At 74.6% G+C, this 26,748-nt stretch carries 14 protein-coding genes; 1 reads left to right on the forward strand and 13 read right to left on the reverse strand.

The window, feature by feature from the left end; all coding sequences use genetic code 11:
• Positions 1–21: 21 nt before the first annotated feature.
• The 7 genes from ACH4OA_RS28690 to ACH4OA_RS28720 form a co-directional block, all read right to left on the reverse strand.
• Positions 22–207, reverse strand: coding sequence for a 2-hydroxymuconate tautomerase (locus tag ACH4OA_RS28690; protein ID WP_365878957.1), 186 nt, complete (start codon positions 205–207; stop codon positions 22–24).
• A gap of 33 nt (positions 208–240) precedes the next feature.
• Positions 241–468 (reverse strand): hypothetical protein, encoded by a 228-nt coding sequence (locus ACH4OA_RS28695; protein WP_397971948.1) that lies wholly within the window; start codon positions 466–468, stop codon positions 241–243.
• Entirely contained in the window at positions 465–1,616 is a 1,152-nt protein-coding gene (gene solA, locus ACH4OA_RS28700) for an N-methyl-L-tryptophan oxidase (protein WP_397939983.1), read from the reverse strand. Before solA ends, ACH4OA_RS28695 begins: the two co-directional genes overlap by 4 nt.
• Before the next feature lie 8 nt (positions 1,617–1,624).
• Positions 1,625–2,281 carry an FMN-binding negative transcriptional regulator gene (locus ACH4OA_RS28705; RefSeq protein WP_397949192.1) on the reverse strand — a complete coding sequence of 219 codons (657 nt, stop codon included), beginning with the start codon at positions 2,279–2,281 and terminating at the stop codon, positions 1,625–1,627.
• A 61-nt stretch (positions 2,282–2,342) separates the two neighbouring features.
• Entirely contained in the window at positions 2,343–3,641 is a 1,299-nt protein-coding gene (locus ACH4OA_RS28710) for a lysine N(6)-hydroxylase/L-ornithine N(5)-oxygenase family protein (RefSeq protein ID WP_397939987.1), read from the reverse strand.
• Positions 3,642–4,025: 384 nt separating this feature from the next.
• On the reverse strand, positions 4,026–4,799 hold the full coding sequence (locus ACH4OA_RS28715) for a hypothetical protein (RefSeq protein ID WP_397971951.1): 774 nt from the start codon (positions 4,797–4,799) through the stop codon (positions 4,026–4,028).
• A 208-nt stretch (positions 4,800–5,007) separates the two neighbouring features.
• Positions 5,008–5,523, reverse strand: coding sequence for an EF-hand domain-containing protein (locus tag ACH4OA_RS28720; RefSeq protein ID WP_397971954.1), 516 nt, complete (start codon positions 5,521–5,523; stop codon positions 5,008–5,010).
• 194 nt (positions 5,524–5,717) lie between these two features.
• Here ACH4OA_RS28720 and ACH4OA_RS28725 point away from each other — a divergent pair, with 194 nt between their 5' ends.
• A complete protein-coding gene (locus tag ACH4OA_RS28725; RefSeq protein WP_397939992.1) occupies positions 5,718–6,380 on the forward strand; it encodes an O-methyltransferase in 663 nt (220 codons plus the stop codon).
• Between the two features lie 64 nt (positions 6,381–6,444).
• On the opposite strand, the gene ACH4OA_RS28730 is transcribed toward ACH4OA_RS28725, so the two are convergent.
• The 6 genes from ACH4OA_RS28730 to ACH4OA_RS28755 all read right to left on the reverse strand — a co-directional run bounded on the left by ACH4OA_RS28730 (position 6,445) and on the right by ACH4OA_RS28755 (position 26,714).
• Complete coding sequence (locus tag ACH4OA_RS28730) at positions 6,445–7,518, reverse strand: HAD-IIIC family phosphatase (protein WP_397971956.1); 1,074 nt, start codon at positions 7,516–7,518, stop codon at positions 6,445–6,447.
• A gap of 11 nt (positions 7,519–7,529) precedes the next feature.
• Positions 7,530–8,660 carry an acyl-CoA dehydrogenase family protein gene (locus ACH4OA_RS28735; protein WP_397972097.1) on the reverse strand — a complete coding sequence of 377 codons (1,131 nt, stop codon included), beginning with the start codon at positions 8,658–8,660 and terminating at the stop codon, positions 7,530–7,532.
• A gap of 127 nt (positions 8,661–8,787) precedes the next feature.
• Positions 8,788–9,060, reverse strand: a complete 273-nt coding sequence (locus tag ACH4OA_RS28740) for an acyl carrier protein (protein ID WP_365882587.1) — start codon at positions 9,058–9,060, stop codon at positions 8,788–8,790.
• Positions 9,057–9,953 carry a 3-hydroxyacyl-CoA dehydrogenase family protein gene (locus ACH4OA_RS28745; protein WP_397939997.1) on the reverse strand — a complete coding sequence of 299 codons (897 nt, stop codon included), beginning with the start codon at positions 9,951–9,953 and terminating at the stop codon, positions 9,057–9,059. The genes ACH4OA_RS28740 and ACH4OA_RS28745 overlap by 4 nt, the downstream gene beginning before the upstream one ends.
• Before the next feature lie 26 nt (positions 9,954–9,979).
• Positions 9,980–16,120: an SDR family NAD(P)-dependent oxidoreductase gene (locus ACH4OA_RS28750; RefSeq protein WP_397971959.1), complete on the reverse strand. Its 6,141-nt coding sequence runs from the start codon at positions 16,118–16,120 to the stop codon at positions 9,980–9,982.
• Positions 16,121–16,145: 25 nt separating this feature from the next.
• Positions 16,146–26,714 carry an SDR family NAD(P)-dependent oxidoreductase gene (locus ACH4OA_RS28755; protein ID WP_397971961.1) on the reverse strand — a complete coding sequence of 3,523 codons (10,569 nt, stop codon included), beginning with the start codon at positions 26,712–26,714 and terminating at the stop codon, positions 16,146–16,148.
• Positions 26,715–26,748 lie beyond the last annotated feature (34 nt).

Below are 26,748 nucleotides of genomic sequence, written 5' to 3' on the forward strand. Positions count from 1 at the left end.
GCTTCGGCGGACTCGCCGGTCCTAGCGGCGGGAGTACATGGTCCCGCCGAGCGCCCAGTTCTCGCGTTCGACCTCCTCGATGATCACCCAGACGTCCTCCTCCTTGGCGTCGCAGGTGCGCACGATCGCCTCGGTCACCTCCTTGACGAGGGCTTCCTTCTGGTCGGAGGTTCGACCGGGGAACATCTGCACGCGGATCATGGGCATGGGGTTCTCCTCAAGAGGTTGGGGATCGGTGGGTCAGCTGAGCGGAGCGACAAGGTGAGGCTGGCCGGGCTCGACGACACGTTCGACGCGGCCCGCGGCGCCGCCGAGCAGCCGGCCGCTGTCCGCGGCCGGTCCGTCGGCGAACGGCGCGAGCACGCGCTCGAACAGCTCTGCCAGGACGCCTCGTCGGGACTCGGCCTGACGCGTGCCGGTGACGGCGACGGTCAGGTCCCGGTGCACGGTGCGGCCCGCGCCGGTCACGCGTGCGCGTCGGTCAGGCGGCGCGGGTCGAACAGCGAGATGTCGTGGGTGCTGGCGCCCTCGGTGGCCAGTTGCGCGATCACCTCGCCGAGCGCGGGGGCGAACTTGAAGGCGTGGCCCGAGGTGCCGGCGGCGACGGTGATCCGGTCGCTCTGGGCCGACGGGCCGATGATGAAGCCCAGGTCGGGCGAGTTGTCGTACATGCAGACGCGGCTGCGCAGGTAGCGGCCGGGCAGCGCCGGGATGCGCTTGGCCAGGAACTCCCGTACGGCGTCGACGTCCTGCGTGCTGACGTGGCGGTCGAGGGAGTCCGGGTCCGCGAGTTCGCCGCCGCTGTGGATGCCGGCCTTGACGCCGCCGGAGGGGCCGTCGACGGCCGGGTGGCCGTAGCCGACCGTGCCGTTCTCGCCCTCCCAGATCCAGTACGGCTGACGGCCGGGGTAGAAGTCCTCGGCCCGCGAGACCGGGTCGAACCAGAGCATCACCTTCCGCAGGACCTTGATGTGCGGCCGGAGTTCGGGGAGCAGTTGCGGGGCCCAGGCGCCGGCCGCGACCACCAGGCGGTCGGCCTCGTACACGCCGGTCTCCGTGCGCACCCGCACACCGCTGCCGGTGTCCGAGAAGTCCAGCACCTTCTCGTCGAACCGCAGGTCGGCGCCGTGCTCGCGGGCGAGGTCGAGGTGTGCGGTGACGACCTGCTCGGGACGTACGTAACCCGAGGACGGGTCCCACACGGCGACGTCGCCCGGCCCGGGGTTGAACTCCGGGAAGCGCGAGCGGATCTCGTCGCTCTCCAGGTACTCGAACTCCAGGCCCGCCTCCCGGGCCGAGGTGAGCGCGGCGGGCACGAGCGCGCCGCCGGCCGGGCCCACGCAGATCCCGCCGGTACGGTGGAACAGCGTCTCGCCGCGGATCTCGCCGAGCTCGTCCCAGAGGTCGTAGGCGCGGTCGAGCAGCGGGACGTACCCGGCGCCCATGAAGTACGCCTTCCAGACCCCGCGGCTCTCGCCGTGGCTCGCACCGCGCGCGTGCGCGGGCCCGAACCGGTCGATGCCGATCACCCGGCTGCCGCGCGCGGCCAGGTGGTAGGCCGCGGCGCTGCCCAGCCCACCCAGGCCGACTATGAGGACATCAGCGGTTTCGGTCACGCTCTCTCTCACTCTCCGGTGGTGGCGGTCGGGGCGGCGGTCCTCATCAGGTCACTGACCTCCCGGCGCAGCCCGACCGGGCTGGCGGCGAAGTGCGCGACCACCTTGTCCCTGGTGTGGTCGGCCTGTTCCTGGCTGAGCTTGAGCATCGTGTCGACCGACTCGACGGTGAAGCGGAAGGCGCCGACGCCGTCGACGATTCTGTCGAAGTAGTCGAGCGACGGGCCCGGGTCCCAGCCGAGGCCGTGCTTGGCCTCGAAGGCCGCCACCGTCCAGCGCACCACGTCGAGCGCGTCCTCCCGGGCGGGCATCGGGTGGATGCGGCCCTGGACGTGGGTGGTGGCGAAGTTCCAGGTGGGGGCGGCCGGGGTCCGCTCGTAGACGGCGGCGGAGACGTAGGCGTTCGGGCCCTGGAAGACCAGGGTCGCGTGCTGCCCCTCGTACAGCGTCTCCCAGTGCGGGTTGGCCCGGTTGAGGTGGCCGTAGAGCGTGACGCCGCTCAGCGACTCGATGTCCTCGGGCTCGGTGGTCGGCGGGAAGATCACGGGCAGGTGCGTGGCGAACGGCACCGCGGGTCCGTTGGTCAGCAGCAGGGCCAGCGGGTACTCGCGGATCAGCCGGACGGCTTCGGTGTCCGGGGACTGGTAGACCTTCGGAACGAACATCTCGTGCGTCTCCTTTCTCCTGGGCGCCCGTCCGGCCTCCCGGAAGCCTCCGGGAGGCCGGTCATCGAGCGGGCGCGGTGAGGACCTGGGAGGGACCCGCGGCCGTGACGGCGGCGAGGATCTCGCCGGCGCGCACCGCGGTGACCGAGAGCAGCGTCGAGGCCAAGCCGTGGGTGTGCTCCGTCGGGCCTTGCAGGTAGATCCCGGCACGGACCCGGTCGGTGGTGACGAGCCGGTAGTCGCGGTCGAGATGCGGGCGGGCCTGGTCGTCCAGTTTGAGCTGGTCGGCCAGCGAACCGAGCAGGGCGAGCGGATCGGCCGGGCGGTACCCGGTGCCGAACACGACCGCGTCCGTCTCGAACTCGGTCAGCTCCCCGGTGGGCAGGTGCTCCACGACCAGCCGTACCGCGTCGGCCTCCTGCGACAGCGAGGCGAGCCGGCTGACGTTCATCATGACCAGCCGCGGCCGGGTGCCCTGCACCTGCTCCCGGTAGGACCGCGCGTACAGGTCCTGGATCAGTTCGAGGTCCACGACCGCGTAGTTGGTGTTGCGGTGGTAGTCGACCAGCCGGCGGCGGACGTGCTCGGGCGCCGCGTAGTACGCGTCGACGGCGTCGGGGTCGAAGATCTGGTTCGCGAACGGGGAGTCGTCCGACGGACTGTACCCGTAGCGCTCGAACACGGCCCGCACCTCGGCCTCCGGGAACCTCCCGTGCAGGTACGCCACCGCCTCGGCGGCGCTCTGCCCGGCACCGACGACGGTGAGGGTGCGCGGCGCGACGGACTCGAACTCCGGCAACCGGTGCAGCAGTTCCGAGGTGTGCCAGACCCGGTCCGACCGCTCGACGCCGTCCGGCAGCCAGGGCTGCAGACCGGCGGCGATCACCACGTTGCGGGTACGGAGCACCTCCTCGGCCCCGTCGCGGTGCACCACGACGTCGAGCAGGTCGACGGTCCCGTCCGGGCCGGGCACCGGCCGGATGTCCATCACCTGCGTGCCGTAGCGCACCAGGTGCCCGACCCGCTCGGCGCACCACGCGAGGTAGTCGTGGAACTCGGTGCGCAGCGGGAACAGCGACTTCTGGTTGATGAACGCGGCGAGCCGGCCCCGGTCCCGCAGATAGCACAGGTAACTGTGCGGGCTGGCCGGATTCCGCATGGTGACCAGATCCTTGAGGAACGACACCTGCATCGTCGCCTCGTCCAGCAGCATTCCGGTATGCCAGCCGAAGGCCGGCTGCCGCTCCAGGAACAACGCGTCGCACCCGGCCGCCTCGCCCGCTTCGTCCAGCGCGAGCGCGACGGCCAGATTTGACGGTCCGAATCCGACGCCGATCAGGTCGAGCACCGCTTCCGGCATGGTGGGGCTCCTCTGACGAAGTGGGGAACGGGTTGCGTCCCGGCGTCTGCGATGCCTCCGTTTTCCGTGGTGCAGCCGGGACGGGACCGTATTCATCCTTGATCGGGCCGTCCCGCTCAAACAAGCAGCGCTGTCGGCGATGGCCCGATCACGTTCCGCTTTGGCCGGTTCGAACCCGAGCCCGAGTGGCTTTGTCGCCCATCGGATTGCTTGTCGGCAAAGAAGGCTGAGAATCGGTCATGTACGTCCGGGGGGCTAGGTTCACTCGGCCAGACGGCGCCTGCTGGTCATGCCCGGGCCGAAGTCGATTTCCTGCGGCTTCCCACGGCTTCGGCCGCACCACCCGCGCCCCCGGAACACCCGCTTCGTAGCGATCCGGCCACCTCAGAGATCATTACGTTCGGAGTTCCGAGCCTGGCAGGTTTGTGCGGGCACGGAGAGAACCTGCGAGCCGTCACGGGTGATCCGATAACACTGCCGGGTGGTCTCGTCCGACACCACGATCGACATCCTCACCGTGCTACCGCTCCTCGTTACGGCGCTGACCGTGAGGAACCGCCGGTAGGGCGCTAAAGCCCTCCGTACTCCGGCACGGTTCAGCTCCGACGCTTCCAGAGCAGCGACACGCCGGCCGGCCATCCGGGCGCCGCTGCCGATCGCGGCAGACGGGCCGCAGGCGTCGTACGTCAGGACGGACGTCGTCGACGTCCAACCGTGGCCTTCAGCCCGGGCGTAGGTGTATGCGAGGCATCTGTCGATCACGTCCCGACCGATGCCGGAGAGTGTCCTGGTCTCGTACTCGACCCGTTTGACCACGCGTGCACTGAACACGTGACGGGACGCATCGTGGGAGATCAGGGGAGCGCCGGTGTGCTGGTGGATAACAGCGGTGAGAGCGTCCGGGTCAGCGGAGTCTTCGCCATTCAGGGCGCGTAGAGTCTCGTTCTTCGTTCGGCGCAGCTGGTCGTCGAGCGCCAGCAGAGCCTGCTGCCGGTGCTCGGCGTTCACCTTGTCGATGTGCCATGACCAGTACCACAACGCGCCGAGTACGGTGCCGGGCACGACGATCAGCACGACCAGGACGGTCAGACAGCCGATGGTCATCCCACGCTCCAGCCGCGCCATGACCACCCGATCACGCCCATAAACCCGGCCCATGACGGGAGCGTAGCCTGACGTCCCCGCGCCCTTCGGGTGGAACGATTCGAGGCTGCGGCAGATGTTCTGTCCCGGCTTGGAGATGCCGGGGCCTGGTCGGCGGGGTCCACGGTGGCACACGCGTAAGGGATCGTGGCACCGCCCGGGCGCCGGTCGTCGGCGTCCGGGCGGGAGGGCCGGGGTCGGACCGGGCCGCTCGGGTGTGGTGTCAGCGGGAGTCTCCGAAGATGAAACCGCTGAGGTACGCGTGGAGTTCGTCCTTCGACAGGTCGCCGCTGCCGTCCGTGTCGAGTTGCTCGAACGTGCCCTCGATGCGGTCCTGGGACACTCCCCATGCGCGGTGGTAGCGCTCGAACTCGCTCTTCGAGACCTTGCCGTCACCGTCGGTGTCGAACAGCGTGAAGAGCTGTTCGGCGAAGGGTGCCAGGATGTGCTGGACGGCTGCCGGCTCGGCGGAGGCGTAGTAGTCGACGTACTCCTTGCGGCTGACCTTGTCGCCGGCGCTCAGGCCGAGGTCTCCCTGGAGACCCTGCCAGAGTTCGGTGCTCACCTCCCGGAAGCTCTCGTGCTGCGGCGAGCCGGCGGCGAAGCCGAACCGGCCGGCCAACTGTTCGGCCAACGACTCGATGTCCGCGAGGCCCAGCTCGCCGCTACCGTCGAGGTCTATCAGATCGAAGGCCTTGCTCACCCTGCTGCGCTGGCTTTCCGTCTGCTCGGTGCCCATTTCCCGTCCCCACCTTTTCGTCGCTCCCGGCACATCATTCGACTGAAGAGTAAACACGCTGACAAACGCGGTTCAATGGTCGGGGCGGGCGCATATCAAGATGGCCGGATCGGGTGTGCGGCACGGTATTCGCTGTTACGGTCGTGCACGGGCTGTCCATTCAGCGCACCGCCCAGAGAAGGGGGTTTTCCTTCATGGCCCATCAGATCGGTTCGACCGACGTCCTCCTCGCGTATGTCAGGGACGTGTCCCTGCGTGACGACGAGATACTGAGAGGGCTGCGGGAGGAGACCGCGCACCTGCCTGGTGGTACGACCATGCAGGTGATGGCGGAGGAGGGTCAGTTGCTGGCCCTTCTCGTCGGCCTCACCGGAGCCCGGTCGGTGCTGGAGATCGGCACCTTCACCGGTTACAGCACGCTGTGCATGGCCCGTGCGCTGCCTCCAGGCGGTGAAATCGTGACCTGCGACATCACCGAACGGTGGCCCGAAATAGGCTCCCCGTACTGGAAGCGGGACGGTGTCGAGGACCGGATCCGGCCGCGTATCGGAGACGCCTCGGACATTCTGGACGAGTTGCTGGCGGAGCGGGGCGCCGGAGCGTTCGACCTGGTATTCATCGACGCCGACAAAACCGGCTACCCCACTTATTACGAGAAGGCGCTCGTGCTTACCAGGAGCGGCGGTCTTCTGGTCATCGACAACACGCTCTTCTTCGGTCGCGTCGCGGACCCGGAATACGACGACCCCGACACCGTGGCCATTCGCGAACTGAATGCGGCGCTCGCCTCGGACGAGCGGGTGGACATCTCCCTGCTGCCGATGGCGGACGGCATCACTCTGGCCCGCAAGCGCTGAGCGGTGCCACGGACGGGGCGGCCTCGGCGCGTGGGGCTCGCGCACCGAGGCCGCCCCGCCGGGGTCAGACCAGTCGGACGGCGTTCACCTTGATCGTCGTCGACGCCGGGCGTGGCTCGGGCCGTAGATGAAGGCGCTGCAGGTCGTCGGTGGCCGCTGGCGGGAGGGCGGCGGCGCACGAGCAGGTGCCGTCGTCCTGGAAGCCCGCGAAACGGTAGGCGATCTCCATCATGCGGTTGCGCTCGGTGGGCCGGAAGTCGGCCACCAGATGGGTGTCCGCGCGGGCCGCCTCGTCGATGAGCCAGTTGAGGATCGTCGCGCCCGCTCCGAACGACACCACGCGGCACGAGGTGGCGAGGAGTTTCAGGTGCCAGACGTCCGGCCGGCGCTCCAGGAGCAGTACGCCGACCGCGCCGTGCGGGCCGAAGCGGTCCGTGAGCGTGACCACGAGGATCTCGTGACCGGGATCGGTGAGCAGCCGGCGCAGGTCGGCGTCCGAGTAGTGCACCCCGGTGGCGTTCATCTGGCTGGTGCGCAGGGTGAGTTCCTCCACCCGGGACAGTTCCTCGCCGGTGGCGCGGACGATGCGCAGGTCCAGTTCCAGGGAGCGCAGGAACTCCTCGTCCGGGCCGGTCGCCTCGGCCCGGGCGGCCTCGCGCCGGAAGCCCGCCTGGTACATCTGGCGCCGCCGCGCGGAGTCGACCGTCCGCAGGCGCGGGGTGAACTCCGGACGCCCGGGCAGGGCCACGGCGGCCTCGGCGTCGTAGCAGCGCACCTCGGGCAGGTGGTAGGCGACCTCGGCCCGCTCGGTGGGCTGGTCGTCGATGAACGCGATCGTGCCCAGGGCGAAGCCGAGGGTGTCGGCGATCCGGCGCACGGCGGCCGACTTGGGCCCCCAGCCGATCTCCGGCAGTACGAAGTACTCGGCGACACCGAGCTTCTCCAGGCGGGCCCACGCCGTCTCGTGGTCGTTCTTGCTGGCGACGGACTGGAGGATGCCGCGGGCGTCCAGATCCACGACGACCTCGCGGATCGCGTCCGGCAGCGTCACCTCCCCGTCCTCCAGGAGGGTTCCCCGCCACAGGGTGTTGTCGAGGTCCCAGACGAGGCATTTCAGCACGGGGGCGGTGGTCGTCACTGCGGTTCCCTTCACACGGCGCTCCCGAGGACGTGCCGGGCCAGCATCAGCTGGCACATCTCGTTGCTGCCCTCGATGATCTCCATCAGCTTGGCGTCCCGGTGGGCGCGGGCCACCGGGTGCCCGTCCTGTGCTCCTGCGGAGGCCAGGACCTGCACGGCGGTGGCCGCGCCCCGGGCCGCGTTGCCCGCGCTGACGTGCTTGGCCAGGACCGTGGCCACGACCTGTTCCGGTGAGCCCTCGTCCCAGCAGCGCGAGGCGTGCTCGCACACCCGGGTGGCGGTCTGCTCGGCGGCGAACAGCTCGGCGAGATGGCGGGCGACGAGCTGGTGATCGCCGAGCCGGGCGCCGAACTGCTCGCGGGTGGCGGCGTGCCGGGCGGCGGCCGTCAGACAGGCGCGCAGGATACCCACGCACCCCCAGGCCACGGACATGCGGCCGTAGGCGAGGGCGGTGGTGACCAGCAGCGACAGCGGCAGCGCCGAGCCACCGAGTACGTGCGTGGCCGGGACCCGTACCGCGTCGAGCGCGATGTCGGCGTGCCCAGCCGCGCGGCAGCCCAGTGGGTCCGCGATGCGTGTGACGCGGACGCCGGGGGTGTCCGCGGGGACGACGACGGCCACCGCCTCGTCCCCGCCGGCCGGCCCCGCGTCGTCGTCTTCGTACCTGCCGAACAGGACGAGGAGGTCGGCGTAGTGCGCGGCGGTCACCCAGACCTTGTGTCCGTCGAGGACGACCGTGTCGCCCTCGCGGCGCACCCGGGTCGTCATGGCGGACAGGTCGCTTCCGGCGCCGCGTTCGCTGAACCCGGCCGCCGCGAGGGCGCCGCCGGTGAGCCGGGGCAGGAACGCCGTACGCTGCTCGGCGGTGCCCAGGCGCTCGATGGTCCAGGCGGCCATGCCCTGCGAGGTCAGCACGGACCGCAGCGAGCTGCACAGGCTGCCGACGTGCGCGGTGAACGCGCCGCCGGCCGCGCTGGTCAGGCCCCGGCCGCCGTACGCGGCCGGCACCTGGGCGCAGAGCCACCCGGCGGCGCCCAGGTCGCGCAGCAGGCCGACGGGGAGCAGCCCCGTCCGGTCCCAGCCGTCGGCGGCACCGGCCGCCAGGGCGGTGACGGCGGCGGCCGCCTCCTCCACGGAAATCGCCTGCGCCAAGGAGACCGCCTCGGCCGCTGAGACCCTCTTCCCCGCGGGCACCGCCTCGGCCGCGGACTCCGCCTCCCCCGCGGACAGCGTCTCCGCCGAGGTGAGTGTGCCGGTCGGTGACTGCTCAGGCACCGGCTCCTCCGGCGGCCGCCGTGCGGAGGCGTTCCACGAGCCCCGTCATCGACGCGACCGTACGGAAGTTCTCCAGCCGCAGATCGGCGCCGCGGACGGAGACGCCGAAGGACTTCTCCAGGTGCACGACGAGTTCCATGGCGAACAGGGAGGAGAGCCCGCCGGAGGCGAAGAGGTCGGCGTCGGTCTCCCAGGTCCGCTTGGTGCGGGCCTCCAGGAAGCGCAGGATCTCCTTCTCGGTGGCCTCGTTGTCGAACGTGTTCATCGGTTCTCCTCCTGGTACGCGTAGAAGCCGCGACCGGTCTTGCGGCCGAGTTCGCCCTGTCGGACCTTCTCGAGCAGCAGATCGCAGGGGCGGCAGCCCTCGTCCCCGGTGCGCTGGTGCAGCACCCGGAGCGAGTCCACCAAGTTGTCGATGCCGATCAGGTCGGCGGTGCGCAGCGGGCCGCTGGGGTGGCCGAGGCAGCCCTCCATGAGGGCGTCGACGGCCTCGGCCGTGGCGGTGCCCTCCTGCACGACCCGGGCCGCGTCGTTGATCATCGGGTGCAGGAGGCGGCTGGTGACGAAGCCGGGGGCGTCCCGTACGACGATCTGGTCCCGGGCCAGGGCGGTGAGCAGGGCGCCGACCGCGGCCATCGTCCCGTCGCCGGTCCGGGCCCCTCGTATCACTTCGACGGTCGGGATCAGGTAGGGCGGGTTCATGAAGTGCGTGCCGACGACGTCCTCGGCGCGCTCCGCGTGTCCGGCGAGTTCGTCGATGGGGATGGAGGAGGTGTTGGAGATCAGCGGAGTGCCGGGGCGCACCCGGGCGGATACGTCGGCGAGCGCCTTGGCCTTGAGTTCGGTGACCTCGGTGACGGCCTCGATGACGGCGGTGACGTCGCCGACGCCCTCGGTGGTGGTGGCCGCCTCCAGGGCGCCGGTGGCGGCGATGGCCGGGAGCCGGCCCAGGAGTTGCGCGGTGCGCAGCTCGCGGTCGATGTCGTCGCGGGCCCGGGCGAGCCGTTCCCCGTCGGTGTCGACGAGGAGGACCGGTATGCCGTGTCCGAGGGCGAGGGCGGTGACGCCCACTCCCATGACTCCGGCGCCGAGGACGGCGATCCGGTGGGGTCCGGCGGGAGGGTGCGGATCGGGGGTGCTGTGCGGCGCTGGTGTCATGCGCCTCTCCTGGGTGCTGGTGGACGTCAGGGTGTGGTGGTGCCCGGGGCGGTGAGGACGGTGCCGAGCCAGTCGGCGACGGCCCGGGCCGTGGTGCCGACGTGCTGTTCCATGAGGGAGAAGTGGTCGCCGGGCACGTCCACGACGCTCTGCGCGGTCGGCCAGGTGGCGCGCCAGTCGCCCGCGCCGGGGTCCGGGGTGCCGAGGGGTTCGCGGGCGCGGACGAGGAGGGTGGGCGCCCGGACGGCGGGCGGGGTCCAGGTGTCGAGGAGGCGGAAGTAGCGGCCCATGGCGGTGAGCCGGGTGTCGTCCATGGGGGCGGCCCGTTGCTCACGGGTGAACATGCCGTCGATGAGGACGTCGTTGAACTGGGTCATCCCTCCGTTGTCCGAGAGGTAGGTGTCGAGCAGGACCACCGCGGCCGGGCCGGCGCCCAGCTCCTCCAGGCGGGCCGCGACGCCGTGGGCGAGGGTGCCGCCGGAGGAGGAGCCCAGCAGGACGAGGGGCCGCTCGCCGAGTTCCGCGCGCAGGGTCCGCGCCTGGAAGTCGAGGAGCGCGGACATCGCGGCCGGGACCGGTTCGCCCGGCAGGAAGCCGGGGGCCGCGAGGGCGCTGACGCCGTAGCGGTCGCGGAACCGTGCGGCGAAGCGCGCGTACTGGTGGGCGCCGCCCAGCGCGACGACGGAACCGAAGCAGACCAGGTGCGGGGTGCTGTCGTCGCCGCCCAGGCGCAGCAGCCCGGGTTTGGCGTCGGCGGCCAGGAGTTCGGCTCCGGTGCGGAAGTCGGGGCGCAGGGCGGCGGCGTGCTTCAGCAGCGCGATGCCCTCGTCGACCCGGCCGGTCTCGCACGCCTGCCGGAACAGGGTGCTGACCGGGCCGGTGGCCGCGGGTTGCCCGGTCACCGGTCCGTCGTCGTCCGGGGCCGGTTCGGCCAGTCCGGCGCGCAGTACGTCGGCGAGGCGGGCCGGGGTGCCGCTGTCGAGGACCGCGGTGGGGCGCAGCCGCAGTCCGGTGCGGGCGGCGAGCCGGTTGCGCAGTTCGACCGCGGTCAGCGAGTCGAAGCCGACGGAGAGGAACGCGTCCTGCGCGCCGAGCGCCTCGGAGGTGGTGTGGCCGAGCACCTCGGCGGCCTCGTCCAGGACGACGCCGAGGAGGATGGGTCCGTGCTGGTCCGCGTCGGCGGCGGCGAGGCGCTGCCGCAGCGACGTGCCGTCGGTCTCGGTCCGGGGCGCGGCCGGGGCCTTGACGAGGGAGCGCAGGAGCGGCGGCACCGGCCGGCCCCGGTAGGCGGCGAGGTCGAGGTGGACGGGGACGAGCACGGGCCCGTCGGACGCGGAGAGGGCGAGGGCGCCGTCGAACAGCGCCACGCCGTCCGCCGCCGACAGGCCGCGCACGCCGCCGCGGGCCATGCGCCGCAGGTCGGTGTCGGACAGGCCGGTGGTCAGGCCGCTGCGTGGCTCCCACAGACCCCAGGCCAGTGAGGTGGCGGGCAGGCCGAGGCGGTGCCGTGCGGTCATGAGGGCGTCGAGGGCGGCGTTGGCCGCGGCGTACGTGGACTGGCCGGGGCTGCCGAGAATTCCCGCGGCCGAGGAGTAGACGACGAACGCCGTCAGGTCCGCGTCCCGGGTGAGGGTGTGCAGATGGTGGGCCCCGTCCACCTTGGGCCGCAGCACGGCGCTCAGCCGCTCGGGGGTCTGCGCCTGGAGCAGGCCGTCGTCGAGGACGCCCGCGGTGTGGACGACGGCGCGCAGCGGGTGCTCCGCCGGTATCCCGGCCAGGGCGCGGGCGACGGCCGCGCGGTCCGCCACGTCGCAGGCGGCGACGGTCACCTCGGCGCCCGACTGCCGTAGCTCCTCGGCCAGTTCCGCCGTGCCGGGACGGCGGGCGCCATTGCGGCCGAGCAGCAGCAGGTGGCGTACGCCGTGCCGGGTGACGAGGTGCCGGGCGAGGATGCCCGCGAGGACGCCGCCCCCGCCGGTCAGCAGGACGGTGCCGGCCGGGTCGAACGCCGCCTCGCAGCGCCCGGCGAACGGCGCGGCGCGGACGAGCCTCGGTGCGTACAGCTCGCCGTTCCTGAGCGCGAGCTGGTGTTCACCGGCGGCGAGTACGGCGGGCAGGGACGCGGCCGTCTCGGCCGGGTCGTCGGTGTCCAGCAGGACGAATTGGTCCGGGTGTTCGAGCTGGGCCGAGCGCAGCAGGCCCCAGACGGCGGCGGACGCGGCGTCCACGGGCTCGGTGCCGGGCCCGGCGGCGCCCCGGGTGAGGACGACCAGCGGGACGGCGGGGGACGCGGGGTCCGCGAGCCAGGCCCGCACCCTTTCCAGGACGGCCCCGGTGACGGCGTGCACCGCCTCGGGTGTGCCGGCTCCGGCCGGTGGCGGGCAGGGCAGGACGACCGCGTCCGGCGCGTCGGCCGCGGCGGCGAAGCCTTCCGGCAGCAGCCGGGCGTCGTGCTCCCCGAGCAGCGCCCAGCGGCCGCGGGCGGGTGGCGCGGGCAGCCGCTCCGCCCGGATCCAGTCCACGCGGTACAGCGAACGGCCGGGGTCGCGCAGTCCGTCGTACGAGGCCGTGCGCAGGGTCAGCGACCCGATGTCCGCGACGAGCCGGCCGTCCTCGCCGGTGACGCGCACGCTCACCGCGTCGGTGCCGTCGGGGCGCAGGGACACGCGCAGGGTCCGTCCCGCGGCCGGGCCGAGCGTGACCCGGCTCCACGAGAACGGCAGCGGCACGCCGTCCCCGCGCATGTCGGCGGCCCGGAGACCGGCCGACTGGAGAGCCGCGTCGAGCAGCGCGGGGTGGACGGCGAAGGCGTCCGTCAGGCCGTCGGGCAATGTCACTTCGGCGAAGATGTCGTCGCCGCGGCTCCAGGCGGTGCGCAGGCCTCGGAAGGCGGGACCGTACTGGACGCCCCTGGCCTCCATGGCGCCGTACAGGTCCTCGACGCTCAGTGGCCGGGCGCCCTCGGGCGGCCAGATCGCGGGCCCGGCGGGTGCCGGGTGCCGGGTGCCGGGGGCGAGGTGGCCGCTCGCGTGCCGGGTCCAGTCCTGGCCCGGCGCGTCCTCGGGCCGGGAGTGGAACGCGATCTCGTGCAGTCCCCGCTCGTCCGCCGGGCCCACGGTGAGGCGCAGCTGGACGCCGGTGGCCTCGTCGGGGGCGGGCAGGACCAGCGGGGCGGCGAGGGTCAGCTCCTCGACCCGGGCGGGGCCGAGGAGGCGGCCGGCGTGGGCCGCCATCTCCAGGAAGGCCACGCCGGGCAGCAGGACGGTTCCGGCGACGGCGTGGTCGGCGAGCCAGGGGCGGGTGGCCGTCGAGAGCCGTCCGGTGAACAGGGTGCCGCCGCCCGGCAGGTCGACCGCCGCGCCGAGCAGGGGGTGGCCGGGGTCGCTCTGGCCGGCCGTGGCCGGGTCGCCGCCGGGGGCGGGCGCGTCGAGCCAGTAGCGCTGCCGCTGGAAGGCGTAGGTGGGCAGGTCCGCGCGGCGGGCCCCGGTCGCCTCGTACACGGGCCGCCAGTCGACCGGGAGGCCGGCCGTGTACGCCTCGCCCAGGGCGAGCAGCAGCCGCCGTCGGCCGCCCTCGTCGCGGCGCAGGGTGCCGAGCACCCGCACGTCGTCGCGGCCGGCGTCGGCCGCGGTGTCCGCGATGCCGTAGGTGAGCGTGGGGTGCGGGCTGACCTCGACGAAGGTGCGGTGGCCCGCGTCGAGCAGCCGGCGCACGGCCGCGTGGAAGCGGACGGGTTCGCGCAGGTTGCGGAACCAGTACCCGGCGGTGATGCCGTCGGCGGTCAGCCAGTCGGCGTCGACGGCGGAGAGCAGCGGCACGTCGGGGGTGCGCGGGGTGATATCGGCGAGCGCGGTGCGCAGTTCGTCCCGTACGGCGTCGACGGCGCCGGAGTGCGAGGCGTAGTCGACGGGGATGTTCCAGGCCATGAGGCCCTGCTCGGACAGGTCCGCGACGAGGTCGCGGACGGCCGCGGAGGGGCCCGCGACGACCACGACCCGGGGGCCGTTGACGGCCGCGACCGACACCCGCGGGGCGTGCTCGGCCAGGAGCCGCCCGGCCTCCTGCTCCGACATCATCAAGGTGGCCATGCCGCCCCCGCCGGTGACGCCGGCCACGGCGCGGCTGCGCAGGGCCGCCACCCGGGCGGCGTCCTGAAGGGTGAGGGCTCCGGCTACGCACGCCGCGGCGACCTCGCCCTGGCTGTGGCCCACCACCGCCGCGGGCTCCACGCCGTGGGCGCGCCACACCGCCGCGAGGGACACCATCACGGTGAACAGCGCGGGCTGGAGGACCTCGACGCGGTCCAGGGCCGGGGCGTCCGGCGCGCCGCGCAGCGCCGCGCTCAGCGACCAGTCGAGGTACGGGGCGAAGGCCCGTTCGCAGTCGGCCACGCGGGCGGCGAACACCGGGGAGGTGTCGAGGAGTCCGGTCGCCATGCCGGGCCACTGGGCGCCGAGTCCGGGGAAGACGTAGACCGCCTTGCGGGCGCCGCGCGGGGCGGTGCCGGTGGCGCCGTCGGCGAGGAGGTCGCCGCGTGCCAGTGCGCCGAGGCCGTCGAGGAGTTCGGCGCGGCCGGACCCCACGACGACGGCGCGCTCGGTGAACCGGGAGCGGCCGGTGGCCAGGGAGAGTCCGATGTCGGCGGGGCGGAGCGCCGGGTCGGCCAGGACGTGGGCGTGCAGGGCGGCGGCCTGTCCGCGCAGTGCCTGTGCGCTCTTGGCGGACAGCGGCCAGGCGACGGGGCCGTCGTCCTCCTCGCGTTCGGCCGCCGGTTCCTCGGGGGCCTGTTCCAGGATGGCGTGGGCGTTGGTGCCGCTGGCCCCGAAGGAGGAGACCCCGGCGCGGCGCGGGCGGCCCGTGGCGGGCCACGGTGTCGCGGTGGTGAGCAGGCGGACGGCGCCTTCGGTCCAGTCGACCTGCGGGGTGGGCCGGTCGAGGTGCAGGGTGCGCGGCAGCAGGCCGTGGCGGAGCGCGAGGACCGTCTTGATGACGCCGCCGACCCCGGCGGCCGCCTGGGTGTGCGTGAGGTTGGACTTGAGGGAGCCGACCCACAGTGGCTGGTCCGGGGGTCGCTGCCGCCCGTAGGCGGCGAGCAGTGCCTGTGCCTCGATGGGGTCGCCGAGGACGGTGCCGGTGCCGTGTGCCTCGACGGCGTCGACCTCGGCCGGGGTGAGTCCGGCGCTGTCCAGGGCCTGCCGGATGACGCGTTCCTGGGCGGGGCCGTTGGGTGCGGTCAGGCCGTTGCTCGCGCCGTCCTGGTTGACGGCCGAGCCGCGGATCACGGCGAGGACCGGGTGGCCGTTGCGGCGGGCGTCGGACAGGCGCTCCAGGAGGAGCATGCCGGCGCCTTCGCCGAAGCCCGCGCCGTCGGCGGCGGCGGCGAAGGACTTGCAGCGGCCGTCCGGCGCGAGAGCGCGCTGCCTGCTGAACCCGACGTAGAAGCCGGGTGTGGCCATCACGGTGACGCCTCCCGCCAGGGCCAGGGTGGCGTCACCCGCCCGCAGGGCCTGGCAGGCGAGGTGGAGGGCGACGAGGGAGGAGGAGCAGGCGGTGTCCAGGGTGACCGCGGGTCCCTCCAGGCCCAGGGTGTAGGCGACGCGGCCGGAGGCGACGCTGGCGATGGAACCGGTGCCGAGGAAGCCCTCCAGTTCCTCGGGCACCTGGGCGAGGCGGGAGCCGTACTCGCTGTAGATGAGGCCCGCGTAGACGCCGGTGCGGCTGCCCTTGAGGGTGAGGGGGTCGATGCCCGCGCGCTCGATCGCCTCCCAGGAGGTCTCCAGGAGGAGGCGCTGCTGGGGGTCCATGGCGAGGGCCTCGCGCGGCGAGATCCCGAAGAAGCCGGGGTCGAAGGCGCAGGCGTCGTGGAGGAAGCCGCCTTCGCGTGTGTACGAGGTTCCCGGCGCGTCCGGGTCGTCGTCGAAGACGCCGTCGAGGTCCCAGCCCCGGTCGGCGGGGAAGCCGGTGACGGCGTCCCGTTCCTTGACGAGCAGTTCCCACAGGTCTTCCGGGGAGGCGACGCCGCCGGGGAAGCGGCAGCTCATCGCGACCACGGCGATCGGTTCGCGGGCACCGTCGGCCTCGGCGGCGAGTCTGCCGTTCTCCTGGCGCAGGCGCTGGTTGTCGAGGAGGGAGGCCCTCAGTGCCTCGACCACTCGGTCCGTGGACATGGTCTTCCTTTCTTCCCTCGCCGGCTCAGGCACGCTCGCCGCCGCCCAGGGCCATCCGCACGAGGGCGTCCACTTCCATCTCCTTGATGGCGCCGGGGTCGTCCGCGAGGTCCGTTCCCGTAGGTTTCGTGGTGCGGTCCGCTCCCCCGGCGTCGTTCTCGGTGAGGCGGAGCACCGCGTCCAGCAGTCCGGCCTCGCGCAGCCGCGTCACCGGTACGGCGGCGAGCCGCCGCTGGAGTTCCCGGTCGCCGTCCGGGCCGCCGGGGTCGGCGGGCCGGGCGGCCGGGGCGAGGCGCGCGGTCATGTAGGCGGCCGCGGCCGCCGGGGTGGGGTGGTCGAAGACGAGGGTGGCGGGCAGGCGCAGACCGGTGGCCGCGTTCAGGCGGTTACGGAGGTCTACGGCGGTCAGGGAGTCGAATCCGAGGTCCTTGAAGGCCTGCTCCGGGTCGATCGCTTCGCCTCCGTCGTGCCCGAGGACGTCGGCGACCCGGGCCCGTACCAGCTCCTCGATCCGCTGCCGGCGTTCCTCGGCCCCCAGGGAGGCCAGGTGTTCGCGCAGTGACGCCACTTCGGCGGCGGCCGCGGCGGCGGCGGGCCGGGCGGCGCGCACCAGGCCGCGCAGCAGCGGCGGCACGGGCCCGCGCCCGGCGCCCGCCCGCAGCCGGGCGGTGTCGAGGCGTACGGGCACGAGCAGGGCGTCGTCGAGGCGCAGCGCCGCGTCGAACAGGGCGAGGCCCTGGGCGTCGGAGAGTGCGGCGACACCGCCGCGGGTCATCCGCCCGAGTCCGGTCCCGTCCAGGGTGCCGGTCATCTCGCTGCGCCGTTCCCACAGGCCCCAGGCGAGGGACTGGGCGGGCAGCCCGGCGGCCTGACGGCGCTCCGCCAGGGCGTCCAGGCAGGCGTTGGCGGCCGCGTAGCCGGCCTGGCCCGGGTTGCCGGCGACGCCCGCCGCGGAGGAGAAGAGGACGAACGCGGACAGCGGCAGGTCGCGGGTCGCCTCGTGCAGGGCGAGGGCCGCGTCGGTCTTGGGCCGCAGGACGCGGTCGAGGCGTTCGGGGGTGAGCGAGGTGACGACACCGTCGTCGAGGACACCGGCGGCGTGCACGACGGCCGTCAGGGGGTGCTCGGCCGGCACGCCCGCCAGCAGCTCCGCGACGGCGGCCGGATCGGCTACGTCGCAGGCCGCGAACTCCGCCTGGGCGCCGAGGGCTTGGAGGTCGGCGAGGAGCGTGGCGGCCCCGGGTGTGCCGGCTCCGCGCCGTCCGGCCAGGAGCAGGTGTCCCACTCCGTGCCGGGCCGCGAGGTGCCGGGCCACGAGCCCGCCGAGTACGCCGCCGGCGCCGGTGACCAGGACGGTGCCGTCGGGGTCCAGCGGCACGGACCGTCCGGCGGTCTCCTCCGGGGCCGGGACCCGGGTGAGGCGGGCGGCGAGCAGTTTCCCGTCGCGTACGGCGAGTTGGGGCTCGTCGAGGTCCAGGACGGCCGGCAGCAGGGCGGGCAGGCCGTCTCCGTCCGGGGTGTCGAGGAGGACGAGACGGCCGGGATGCTCGGACTGGGCCGAGCGCAGCAGGCCGCGTGCCGCCGCGCCCGCGGGGTCGCTCGGGCCGTCGTCGGGTCCCGTGCGGACGGCGCCGCGCGTGAGGAACACCAGGCGGGTGCCGGCGAACCGGTCGTCGGCCAGCCAGGTCTGGACGAGCGCGAGAGTGGCGCCCACGACGGCCCGTACGGCGGCCGCGTCGTCCCCGTCGGCCGTGGCGTCCCCGTGAGTCCTGGCTTCCCCGTCAGCCCTGGCGGCCCCGGCGGCCGTGGCGCACGGCACGACGACCACGTCGGGCACGGGTGCCCCGCGGTCGACGGCCGCGGCGAGGCCGGCGAGGTCCGGGTAGGTGTCGGGCAGGGGAACGCCCGGGCCGAGAGCGGCCAGGCGGCCGGGCGGTGCGGGGGCGGTGGCCGGGGCGGGCACGGGCGTCCACTCCAGGCGGTACAGGGAGTCGTCCGCCGCCGGGGCGGTGGCGGCGCGCAGGGCGTCCACGTCGACGGGCCGGACGGCGAGTCCGGTCACCGTGAGCACCGGCCGGCCGGCGGGGTCGTGCGCGGTGAGGGACGTGGTCCCGTCGGTGTCCGGGGAGAGGCGGACGCGCAGTGCGGTGGCGCCGGAGGCGTGCAGGGTCACCCCCGTCCAGGCGAACGGCAGCCGCGCGGTGCCCGGTGCCGGGTCCGGGCCCGCGCTGCCCACGGCGGCCAGCCACAGTCCGTGCAGCGCCGCGTCGAGCAGCGCGGGGTGGATGCCGAAGGCCGCGGCCGCCGCGTGCTGGTCCTCGTCCAGGCGTACCTCGGTGTACAGGTCGTCGCCGTGCCGCCAGGCCGCGCGCAGCCCCCGGAAGGCGGGTCCGTAGCCGTAGCCGGCCGCGGCGAACCGCTCGTAGAGGCCGTCGACGTCGACGGGCTCGGCGCCGGCGGGAGGCCGGCTCTCCTCCTGCGCCGGTGCGCCGTCCCCGGCGGCTTCGGCCAGGACGCCGGAGGCGTGCGGTGTCCACGGCGCGTCGGCCGTGGCGTCCGGCCGCGCGTGCACGTCCACGGTGCGCCGGCCGGTGCCGTCCGGAGCGCCGACCCGGACCTGGAGCCGTACGCCGCCGGTGGCGGGCAGCACCAGCGGGGCCCGGAGGGTGAGTTCCTCCAGGACGCGGCAGCCGGCCTCGTCCCCGGCGCGGACGGCGAGGTCCACGAACGCGGCGCCGGGCAGCAGGACGACGTCCGCCACGGCGTGGTCCGCGAGCCAGGGGTGGGTGCGCACCGAGATCCGTCCGCTGAGCACCGTCTCGCCGGTGTCGGCGAGTTCGACGGCCGCGCCCAGCAGGGGGTGCCCGGTCGTGCCGAGACCCGCCGCCGTGAGGCCGCCGCCGCTGTCCGGGCCCGGCACGGCCCAGTAGGGCCGGTGCTGGAAGGCGTACGTGGGCAGGTCGACGCGGCGGGCGGCGGTGCCCGCGAACAGAGGCGCCCAGCCGACGGGGGCGCCGTGCGCCCACGCGGCGCCGAGGGACCGCAGCATGCGCTCCATGCCGCCCTCGTCGCGGCGCAGCGTGCCGAGCACGGCGGCGTCGACGCCCACCGACTCCAGCGTCTCCTCGACGGCCGGGGTGAGGACCGGGTGCGGGCTCACCTCGATGTACGTGCGGTGGCCCGCCGCGGCGAGGGCGCGGACGGCGGACTCGAAGCCCACGGTGCGCCGGAGGTTGGCGTACCAGTAGCGGGCGTCCATCGTCGCCGTGTCCAGCCAGCCGTCCGTCACCGTGGAGTACAGCGGGATGTCCGCCGCGGTGGGCTCGATGTCCGCGAGGGCGGTGGTCAGTTCGGCTTCGAGGGCTTCCATGTGGGCGGAGTGGGACGCGTAGTCGACGTCCACACGCCGGGCCCGTACGCCGTCCGCTTCGCATGTCTCCATGAGCTGGTCCAGGGCGTCCGCGTCACCGGAGACCACCACCGCGGACGGCCCGTTGACCGCCGCCAGCGACAGCCGTCCCGCCCAGGCCGCGATCAGCTCGGCGGCCCGTGCCGACGGCAGGGCGAGCGACACCATGCCGCCGTGCCCGGCGAGCCGGGCGAGCGCGCGGCTGCGCAGGGCGACGATCTTCGCCCCGTCCCGCGGCGTCAGCGCGCCGGCCACCACGGCCGCGGCGATCTCTCCCTGGGAGTGGCCGACGACGGCGTCCGGGACGACGCCGTACGCCCGCCACAGCCGCGCGAGGGACACCATCACGGCGAAGAGGACGGGCTGCACCACGTCGACCCGGTCCAGCCGGTCGCCGTCGCGTACGACGTCGAGCAGCGACCAGTCGACGTACGGGGCGAGCGCGTCCGCGCAGGCGTGCAGGGCGTCGGCGAACTCGGGTGACTCGTCGAGGAGCCGGCGGGCCATGCCGGTCCACTGCGAACCCTGGCCGGGGAACATCAGGACGGTGCGCCCGTCGGTGTCCGCGACTGCGTGGACGGCGGGGGCGGCGCCCGCGGCCCACTCCCGCAGGGCGGACAGCAGCCGGTCGTGGCCGCCGACGAGGACCGCGCGGTGCGGGAAGGCGGTGCGTCCCGCGAGGGACAGGGCCACGTCCGCCGCGTCGGCCTGGTCCGTGCCGGACAGGTGGTGGAGCAGGCGTTCGGCCTGGGCGCGCAGGGCGTCGGCGGAGCGGGCCGACAGGCACCAGGGGACGGCCGGGGCGGTGCGGGGGCGCTCGGGCTCCGGTGCGTTGGACTCCACTGGGTCGAGTCCCGGTGCGTCGGGTTCCGGTGCGTGCAGTCCCGTTGCGGCGGGTTCCAGTGCGTCGGAGCCCGGTGCTGCGGGTTCCGGCGGTTCGGGTTCCGGCGCCTGTTCCAGGATGACGTGGGCGTTGGTGCCGCTGAGCCCGAAGGAGGAGACGCCCGCGCGGCGCGGCCGGCCCGCCTCGGGCCACCGCTCGTGCTCGGTCACGAGGGCGACGTGGCCTTGGGTCCAGTCCACGTGGGTGGTGGGCCGGTCGGCGTGGAGCGTCGCCGGGACGGTGGCGTGACGCAGGGCCAGGACCGTCTTCATGACGCCCGCGACCCCGGAGAGGGCCTGGGTGTGGCCGATGTTGGACTTGAGGGAGCCGATCAGGAGGGGCCGTCCCGCGGGCCGGTCCTGGCCGTAGGTGGCGAGGAGCGCCTGCGCCTCGATGGGGTCGCCCAGGGTGGTGCCGGTGCCGTGGGCCTCCACCACGTCGACGTCCGCGCCGGTCAGGCCCGCGTCGGCGAGGGCGGCGCGGATGACGCGCTGCTGGCTGGGCCCGTTGGGGGCCGAGAGGCCGTTGCTGGCGCCGTCCTGGTTGACGGCGGAGCCGCGCAGCACCGCGAGGACGGGATGGCCGGCGCGGCGGGCCTCGCTCAGCCGCTCGACGAGCAGCACTCCGGCTCCCTCGCCCATGCCCATGCCGTCGGCGCCGTCCGCGAACGCCTTGCACCGTCCGTCGGCCGCGAGACCGCGCTGCCGCGAGAAGCTGATCAGCGCGCCGGGTGTCGCCATCACCGCCACGCCGCCGACCAGGGCCAGCGAGCAGTCCCCCGCGCGCAGGGCGCGGGCCGCCAGGTGCAGGGCGACCAGCGCCGACGAGCAGGCGGTGTCGACGGTGACCGCCGGGCCCTCCAGGCCGAGAGTGTAGGCGACGCGCCCGGAGACGATGCTGGGGGCGCTGCCGGTCAGCAGATGGCCCTCGCCCTCGGCGGAACGGGCCACCACGGCGCCGTAGTCGCTGTAGTTGACGCCGGTGAAGACGCCCGTACGGCTGCCGCGCAGCGCCTCCGGGTCCAGGCCCGCGCGTTCGAGGGCCTCCCAGGAGACCTCCAGCAGGAGCCGCTGCTGCGGGTCCATGGCGAGGGCCTCGCGGGGTGAGATGCCGAAGAAGGCGGCGTCGAAGTCGGCGGCGTCGTGCAGGAACCCGCCGTGCCGGGTGGTCGAGGTGCCCGAATGCTCCGGGTCGGGGTCGTAGAGCGCGTCGAGGTCCCAGCCGCGCCCGGCGGGGAGCCCGGTGACGGCGTCGCCGCGGTCGGCGAGCAGCCGCCAGAGTTCCTCGGGCGAGGTGACGCCGCCGGGCAGGCGGCAGCCCATGGAGACGATGGCGATCGGCTCGTCGGCGGCTCCGGTGCGGGTGCCGTCCTCCTCCTTTTCCGCCGCCGTCGTCTCGTCCGCGCCGAGCAGGCGGGACTTCAGATGGGCGGCGAGTACGGCGGCCGACGGGTGGTCGAAGACGAGGGTCGACGGCAGCCGCAGTCCGGTCGCCTTGGTGAGGCGGTTGCGGAGTTCGACCGCGGTGAGGGAGGCGAAGCCGAGCTCCTGGAACGCCTTCGCGGGCGGTACGGCGTCGGCGCGGTCGTGGCCGAGGACGGCGGCGGCGTGGCCGCGGACGAGGTCGAGCAGCAGCCGGTCCCGTTCGGCGGGGAGCCGCAGCGCGGTGAGCCGCCGCCGCAGTCCGGAGGCGGCCGGGTCGTCCGCGTCCTCGGGTCCCGCGAGGGCGCGGCGGGCTTCGGGGACGGTGCTCAGCAGCGGGCTGGGGCGGCTGGAGGTGAACACCGGGGCGAACCGCTCCCAGTCGACGTCGGCGATGGTCACGAGCGTCTCGTCGTCGTCGAGGGCCCGCTGGAGCGCGGCGAGCGCCCGCTCGGCGTCGATCCGGGGCAGGCCGTGCTCTTCGAGGTTGAAGAGGCCGGTGTCCTTGGTGGCCGGTGTGCCGCCCGCGGCCGGCGGTCCGGGCCGCCAGATGCCCCAGTCGACGGTGGTCGCGCTCAGGCCGCGGTCACGCCGGTGCCGGGCGAGGGCGTCGAGATGGGCGTTGGCCGCGGCGTAGGCACCGTGGTCGCCGCTGCCCCAGACCCCGGCGATCGAGGAGAACAGCACGAACGCGTCGAGTTCGCGGTCCAGCAGCGCGTCGAGGTGCGCCGCACCCGCCGCCTTGGCGGCGACGACACGCTCGTACGCCGCGACGGGGACGGTGTCGAGCGGGGCGAGCGCGATGTCCGCGGCGGCGTGCACGACGGCGGTGACGGGCGTGCCGGCCGCGTCGAGTCCGGCGAGGAGCCGTGCGACCTGGTCGCGGTCGGCCAGGTCGCAGACGGGCAGCGCCAGGGTTGCGCCGGACGCGGCCAGTTCCGCGCGCAGTCCGGCCGCCGCGGGCGCGTCCTCCCCGCGCCGTCCGGGCAGGACCAGGTGGGTGGCGCCGCCGCGGGCCAGCCAGCGGGCCAGGTGCGGGCCGAGGGCTCCGGTGCCGCCGGTGAGCAGGACGGTGCCGCGGGGCTTCCAGGCGCGCGCGGGGCGGGCGGGCCGGGCGGGCCGGGGGGCTCGGACGAGACGGCGGACGAAGAGGCCGGTGGGGCGGACCGCGAGCTGGTCCTCGCCGTCCGGGCCGCCGAGCGCGGCGCAGAGCCGTTCCCGGGCCCGGGCGTCGGCCGTGTCGGGCAGGTCGACCAGTCCGCCCCAGCGCTGCGGGTGTTCCAGGGCGGCGACCATGCCGGTGCCCCACACCTGCGCCTGCGCGGGCGCGGTGAGCGGATCGGCCGCGCCCGTGGAGACGGCGCCCCGGGTGGCGCACCACAGCGGCGCGGTGACCCCGAGGTCGCCGAGCGCCTGGACGAGCGCGAGGGTCAGGACGGTGCCGGTGGGCAGGCCCGGGTGGCCGGGGTGCGGGTGGTCGGCCAGACCGAGGAGGGAGAGGACCGCGGTGAGGGGACGGCCGTGGGCGGCCTGGGTGACGGTGGCGGCGAGGCGGGTGCGGTCGGCGGGGCGGCGGGCCTCGGCGGCCGGGTCGGTCTCACCGCTCTCGCGGGTCTCAGCGGTCTCACCAGCCTCGCCGGCCTCACCGGCCTCGCGGGTCTCACCGGTCCCGCCGGTCTCACCGGTCTCACCGGTCTCACCGGTCTCACCGGCCTCGCCGGTCTCACCGGTCGCCGTGCCCCGGCCGGCGGTGCCGTCGGCCGGAACCCGGGAGGGGGCGTCCACGGTGTTCGGATGCGCCGCGTCGGCTGCCGCGACCTGTGCCGTGACCACCTCGGCCCCGTGTTCGCGCAGCGCCCGTACGGCGTCCCGCACCGTCTCGCTCTCCTCGTGTCCCTCGGGCGCCAGGACCAGCCAGGTCCCGCTGAGCGCGGGGGCCGGCGGGTCGGGGACCGGGTGCCAGGCGACGCGGTAGCGCCAGGCGTCGGAAGGATCGGTGGCGGTGCGGTGGCGGTGCCAGCTGCTTAGGGCGGGGAGGATCTCGCGCAGCGGTGCGGCGTCGACGGCGAGGGCGGTGGCCGCTTCCGTCACGTCGCCGCGTTCCACCAGGTCCCAGAAGTCCGTGTCGCCGTCGGCGGGCGGCGGCGCTGCGGGCGTCAGCCAGTGGCGCCGCTGCTGGAACGGGTACGTGGGCAGGTCGACGCGGCGCGTGTCCCAGCCCTCGTACACCTTCCGCCAGTCCACCGGCACGCCGCGCGCCCACAGTCCGGCCGCGGAGGTGAGGGCGCGGCGCAGGCCGCCCTCGTCGCGGCGCAGGGTACCGGTGACGACGGCGTCGGAGGCGCCCGCGGACTCGGCGGTGTCCTGGACGGGCACCGTCAGCACGGGGTGCGGGGACACTTCGAGGAAGACGCCGTGGCCCTGTTCGGCGAGGGCGCGCACGGCGGTGTCGAAGCGCACGGTGTGGCGCAGGTTGCGGTACCAGTACGCGGCGTCCATGACCGTGGTGTCCAGCCACTCCCCCGTGACGGTGGAGAACAGCGGGACGCGGGCGGCGGCCGGGGTGATGCCGGCGAGGGCCGCCAGGACCTCCTGTTCGACGCTTTCGACGTGCGCGGAGTGCGAGGCGTAGTCGACGGGGACCGTACGGGCCCGGACGCCGTCCGCCGCGCACCGCTCGGTCAGTGCGGCGAGGGCCGGCGCTTCGCCGGAGACCACCACGGACGCGGGGCCGTTGACGGCGGCGACCGACAGCCGCCCGGCCCAGGGGAGGATCGCTTCCTCCGCCCGCTCGCGGGACACCGCGAGGGACACCATGCCGCCGCCGCCCGCGAGCGCGGCGATGGCCCGGCTGCGCAGGGCGACGACCTTCGCCCCGTCCGCCAGGGACAGCGCCCCGGCGACCACCGCGGCGGCGATCTCCCCCTGGGAGTGCCCCACCACCGCGTCCGGTTCGACACCCCAGGACCGCCACAGGGCGGCCAGCGACACCATCGTCGCGAACAGCGCGGGCTGCACCACGTCGACCCGGTCCAGGGCGGCCGCGCCCGGTTCGCCGCGTACGACGTCGGGCAGCGACCAGTCCACGAAGGGGGCCAGCGCGTCCGCGCAGGCGGCCATGGAGCGGGCGAACTCCGGCGCGGTGTCGAGGAGTTCCCGGCCCATGCCGGGCCACTGCGCGCCCTGTCCCGGGAAGACCATGGCGACCCGGCCGGGCCCGGGTTCGGCGAGGCCGGTGACGGCGGTCGCGGCGCCCTGCGGGTCGCGGGCCATCTGGTCGAGCGCGGCGAGGAGTTCACCGCGGTCGGCGGCCGTCACGGCGGCGCGGTGCGGGAAGGCGGTCCGGGTGGTGGCGAGCGAGTAGCCGAGGTCGGCGGGGCGTGCCTGCGGGTCCTCGGCGAGGCGCGCCCTGAGGCGTACGGCCTGGTCGCGCAGGGCGGCCGCGGTGCGTCCGGAGAGCAGGCAGGGCACGGCCGGCGGGGCGGTGCCGGCGGGGTGCGGCGGCTCGGTCTCCGGGGCCCGTTCCAGGATGACGTGGGCGTTGGTGCCGCTCATGCCGAAGGAGGAGACGCCCGCCCGGCGCGGCCCGCCGGTCTCGGGCCACTTCCCGGCCTCGGTCAGCAGCGCGACGGCGCCCTCGCTCCAGTCGACGTGCGGGGTGGGCTCGGTGATGTGCAGGGACCGGGGCAGCAGCCCGTGGCGCAGCGCGAGGACCGTCTTGATGACGCCCGCGACCCCGGCGGCGGCCTGGGTGTGGCCGATGTTCGACTTCAGCGAGCCCAGCCACAGGGGCTGCCCGCCGCGACGGTCCCGGCCGTACGTGGCGAGCAGCGCGTCGGCCTCGATGGGGTCGCCGAGTCGGGTGCCGGTGCCGTGGGCCTCGACGGCGTCGACGTCGGCGGCGGACAGGCCCGCGTCGGCGAGCGCGTCGCGGATGACGCGCTGCTGACTGGGCCCGTTCGGCGCGGTGAGGCCGTTGCTGGCACCGTCCTGGTTGACGGCGGAGCCGCGCAGCACGGCGAGGACCGGGTGGCCGTTGCGGTGTGCGTCGGACAGGCGTTCCAGGAGGAGCACGCCGACGCCCTCTCCCCAGCCGGTGCCGTCGGCGGACGCCGAGAACGGCTTGCAGCGGCCGTCGGCGGCCATGGCTCCCTGGCGGCTGAACTCGGTGAACACCGACGGCCGCGCCATCACGGTCACCCCGCCCGCCAGGGCGAGCGTGCACTCCCCGGCGCGCAGCGCCCGCGCCGCCTGGTGCAGGGCGACCAGGGAGGCCGAGCAGGCGGTGTCGACGGTGACGGCCGGTCCTTGGAGGCCGAGCGCGTAGGCGATGCGGCCGGACACCACGCTCATCGAGTTGCCGGTCATCAGGAAGCCCTGGACGGTCTCGGGGGCGCCGGTGCCGAGCTGGGCGTACCCCTGGTCGATGGCGGCGGCGAACACTCCGGTGCGGGTGGCGCGCAGCGACGCCGGGTCGATGCCCGCGCGTTCGACGGCTTCCCAGGCGGCCTGGAGCAGCAGCCGCTGCTGCGGGTCCATCGCGACGGCCTCGTGCGGTGACACGGCGAAGAACTCGGCGTCGAAGTCGGCGGCGCCGTCGAGGAACGCGCCCTGGCAGGGCACACCGCCCGCGCTGAGTCCCGCGGTGTCCCAGCCGCGGTCGCCGGGCACGCCGGTGACGGCGTCACGGCCCGCGGTCAGGAGGTTCCAGAGTTCCTCGGGGGTGCGGACGCCGCCGGGGAAGCGGCAGCTCATGGAGACCACGGCGATCGGCTCGCGGCTGCTGCTCTCGGCCTCGCGCAGCCGTCGGCGGGTGTCGCGCAGGTCGATGGTGACGCGGTTGAGGTAGTCGCGCAGCTTCTGCTCGTTGTGTTCGCTCACCGGGCTCCTCCGTGGGTGCGTCGGGACGGCGCGG

It is taken from the genome of Streptomyces sp. NPDC017095, from assembly GCF_044332325.1.
Taxonomy (GTDB): Bacteria; Actinomycetota; Actinomycetes; order Streptomycetales; family Streptomycetaceae; genus Streptomyces.

What these genes read in the sequence shown, in the direction of transcription:
- ACH4OA_RS28690 (WP_365878957.1), bottom strand. Translation starts at nt 207, where the DNA reads ATGCCCATGATCCGCGTGCAGATGTTCCCCGGTCGAACCTCCGACCAG.
- ACH4OA_RS28705 (WP_397949192.1), bottom strand. Translation starts at nt 2,281, where the DNA reads ATGTTCGTTCCGAAGGTCTACCAGTCCCCGGACACCGAAGCCGTCCGG.
- ACH4OA_RS28710 (WP_397939987.1), bottom strand. Translation starts at nt 3,641, where the DNA reads ATGCCGGAAGCGGTGCTCGACCTGATCGGCGTCGGATTCGGACCGTCA.
- ACH4OA_RS28715 (WP_397971951.1), bottom strand. Translation starts at nt 4,799, where the DNA reads ATGGGCCGGGTTTATGGGCGTGATCGGGTGGTCATGGCGCGGCTGGAG.
- ACH4OA_RS28720 (WP_397971954.1), bottom strand. Translation starts at nt 5,523, where the DNA reads ATGGGCACCGAGCAGACGGAAAGCCAGCGCAGCAGGGTGAGCAAGGCC.
- ACH4OA_RS28725 (WP_397939992.1), top strand. Translation starts at nt 5,718, where the DNA reads ATGGCCCATCAGATCGGTTCGACCGACGTCCTCCTCGCGTATGTCAGG.
- ACH4OA_RS28740 (WP_365882587.1), bottom strand. Translation starts at nt 9,060, where the DNA reads ATGAACACGTTCGACAACGAGGCCACCGAGAAGGAGATCCTGCGCTTC.
- ACH4OA_RS28745 (WP_397939997.1), bottom strand. Translation starts at nt 9,953, where the DNA reads ATGACACCAGCGCCGCACAGCACCCCCGATCCGCACCCTCCCGCCGGA.
- ACH4OA_RS28750 (WP_397971959.1), bottom strand. Translation starts at nt 16,120, where the DNA reads ATGTCCACGGACCGAGTGGTCGAGGCACTGAGGGCCTCCCTCCTCGAC.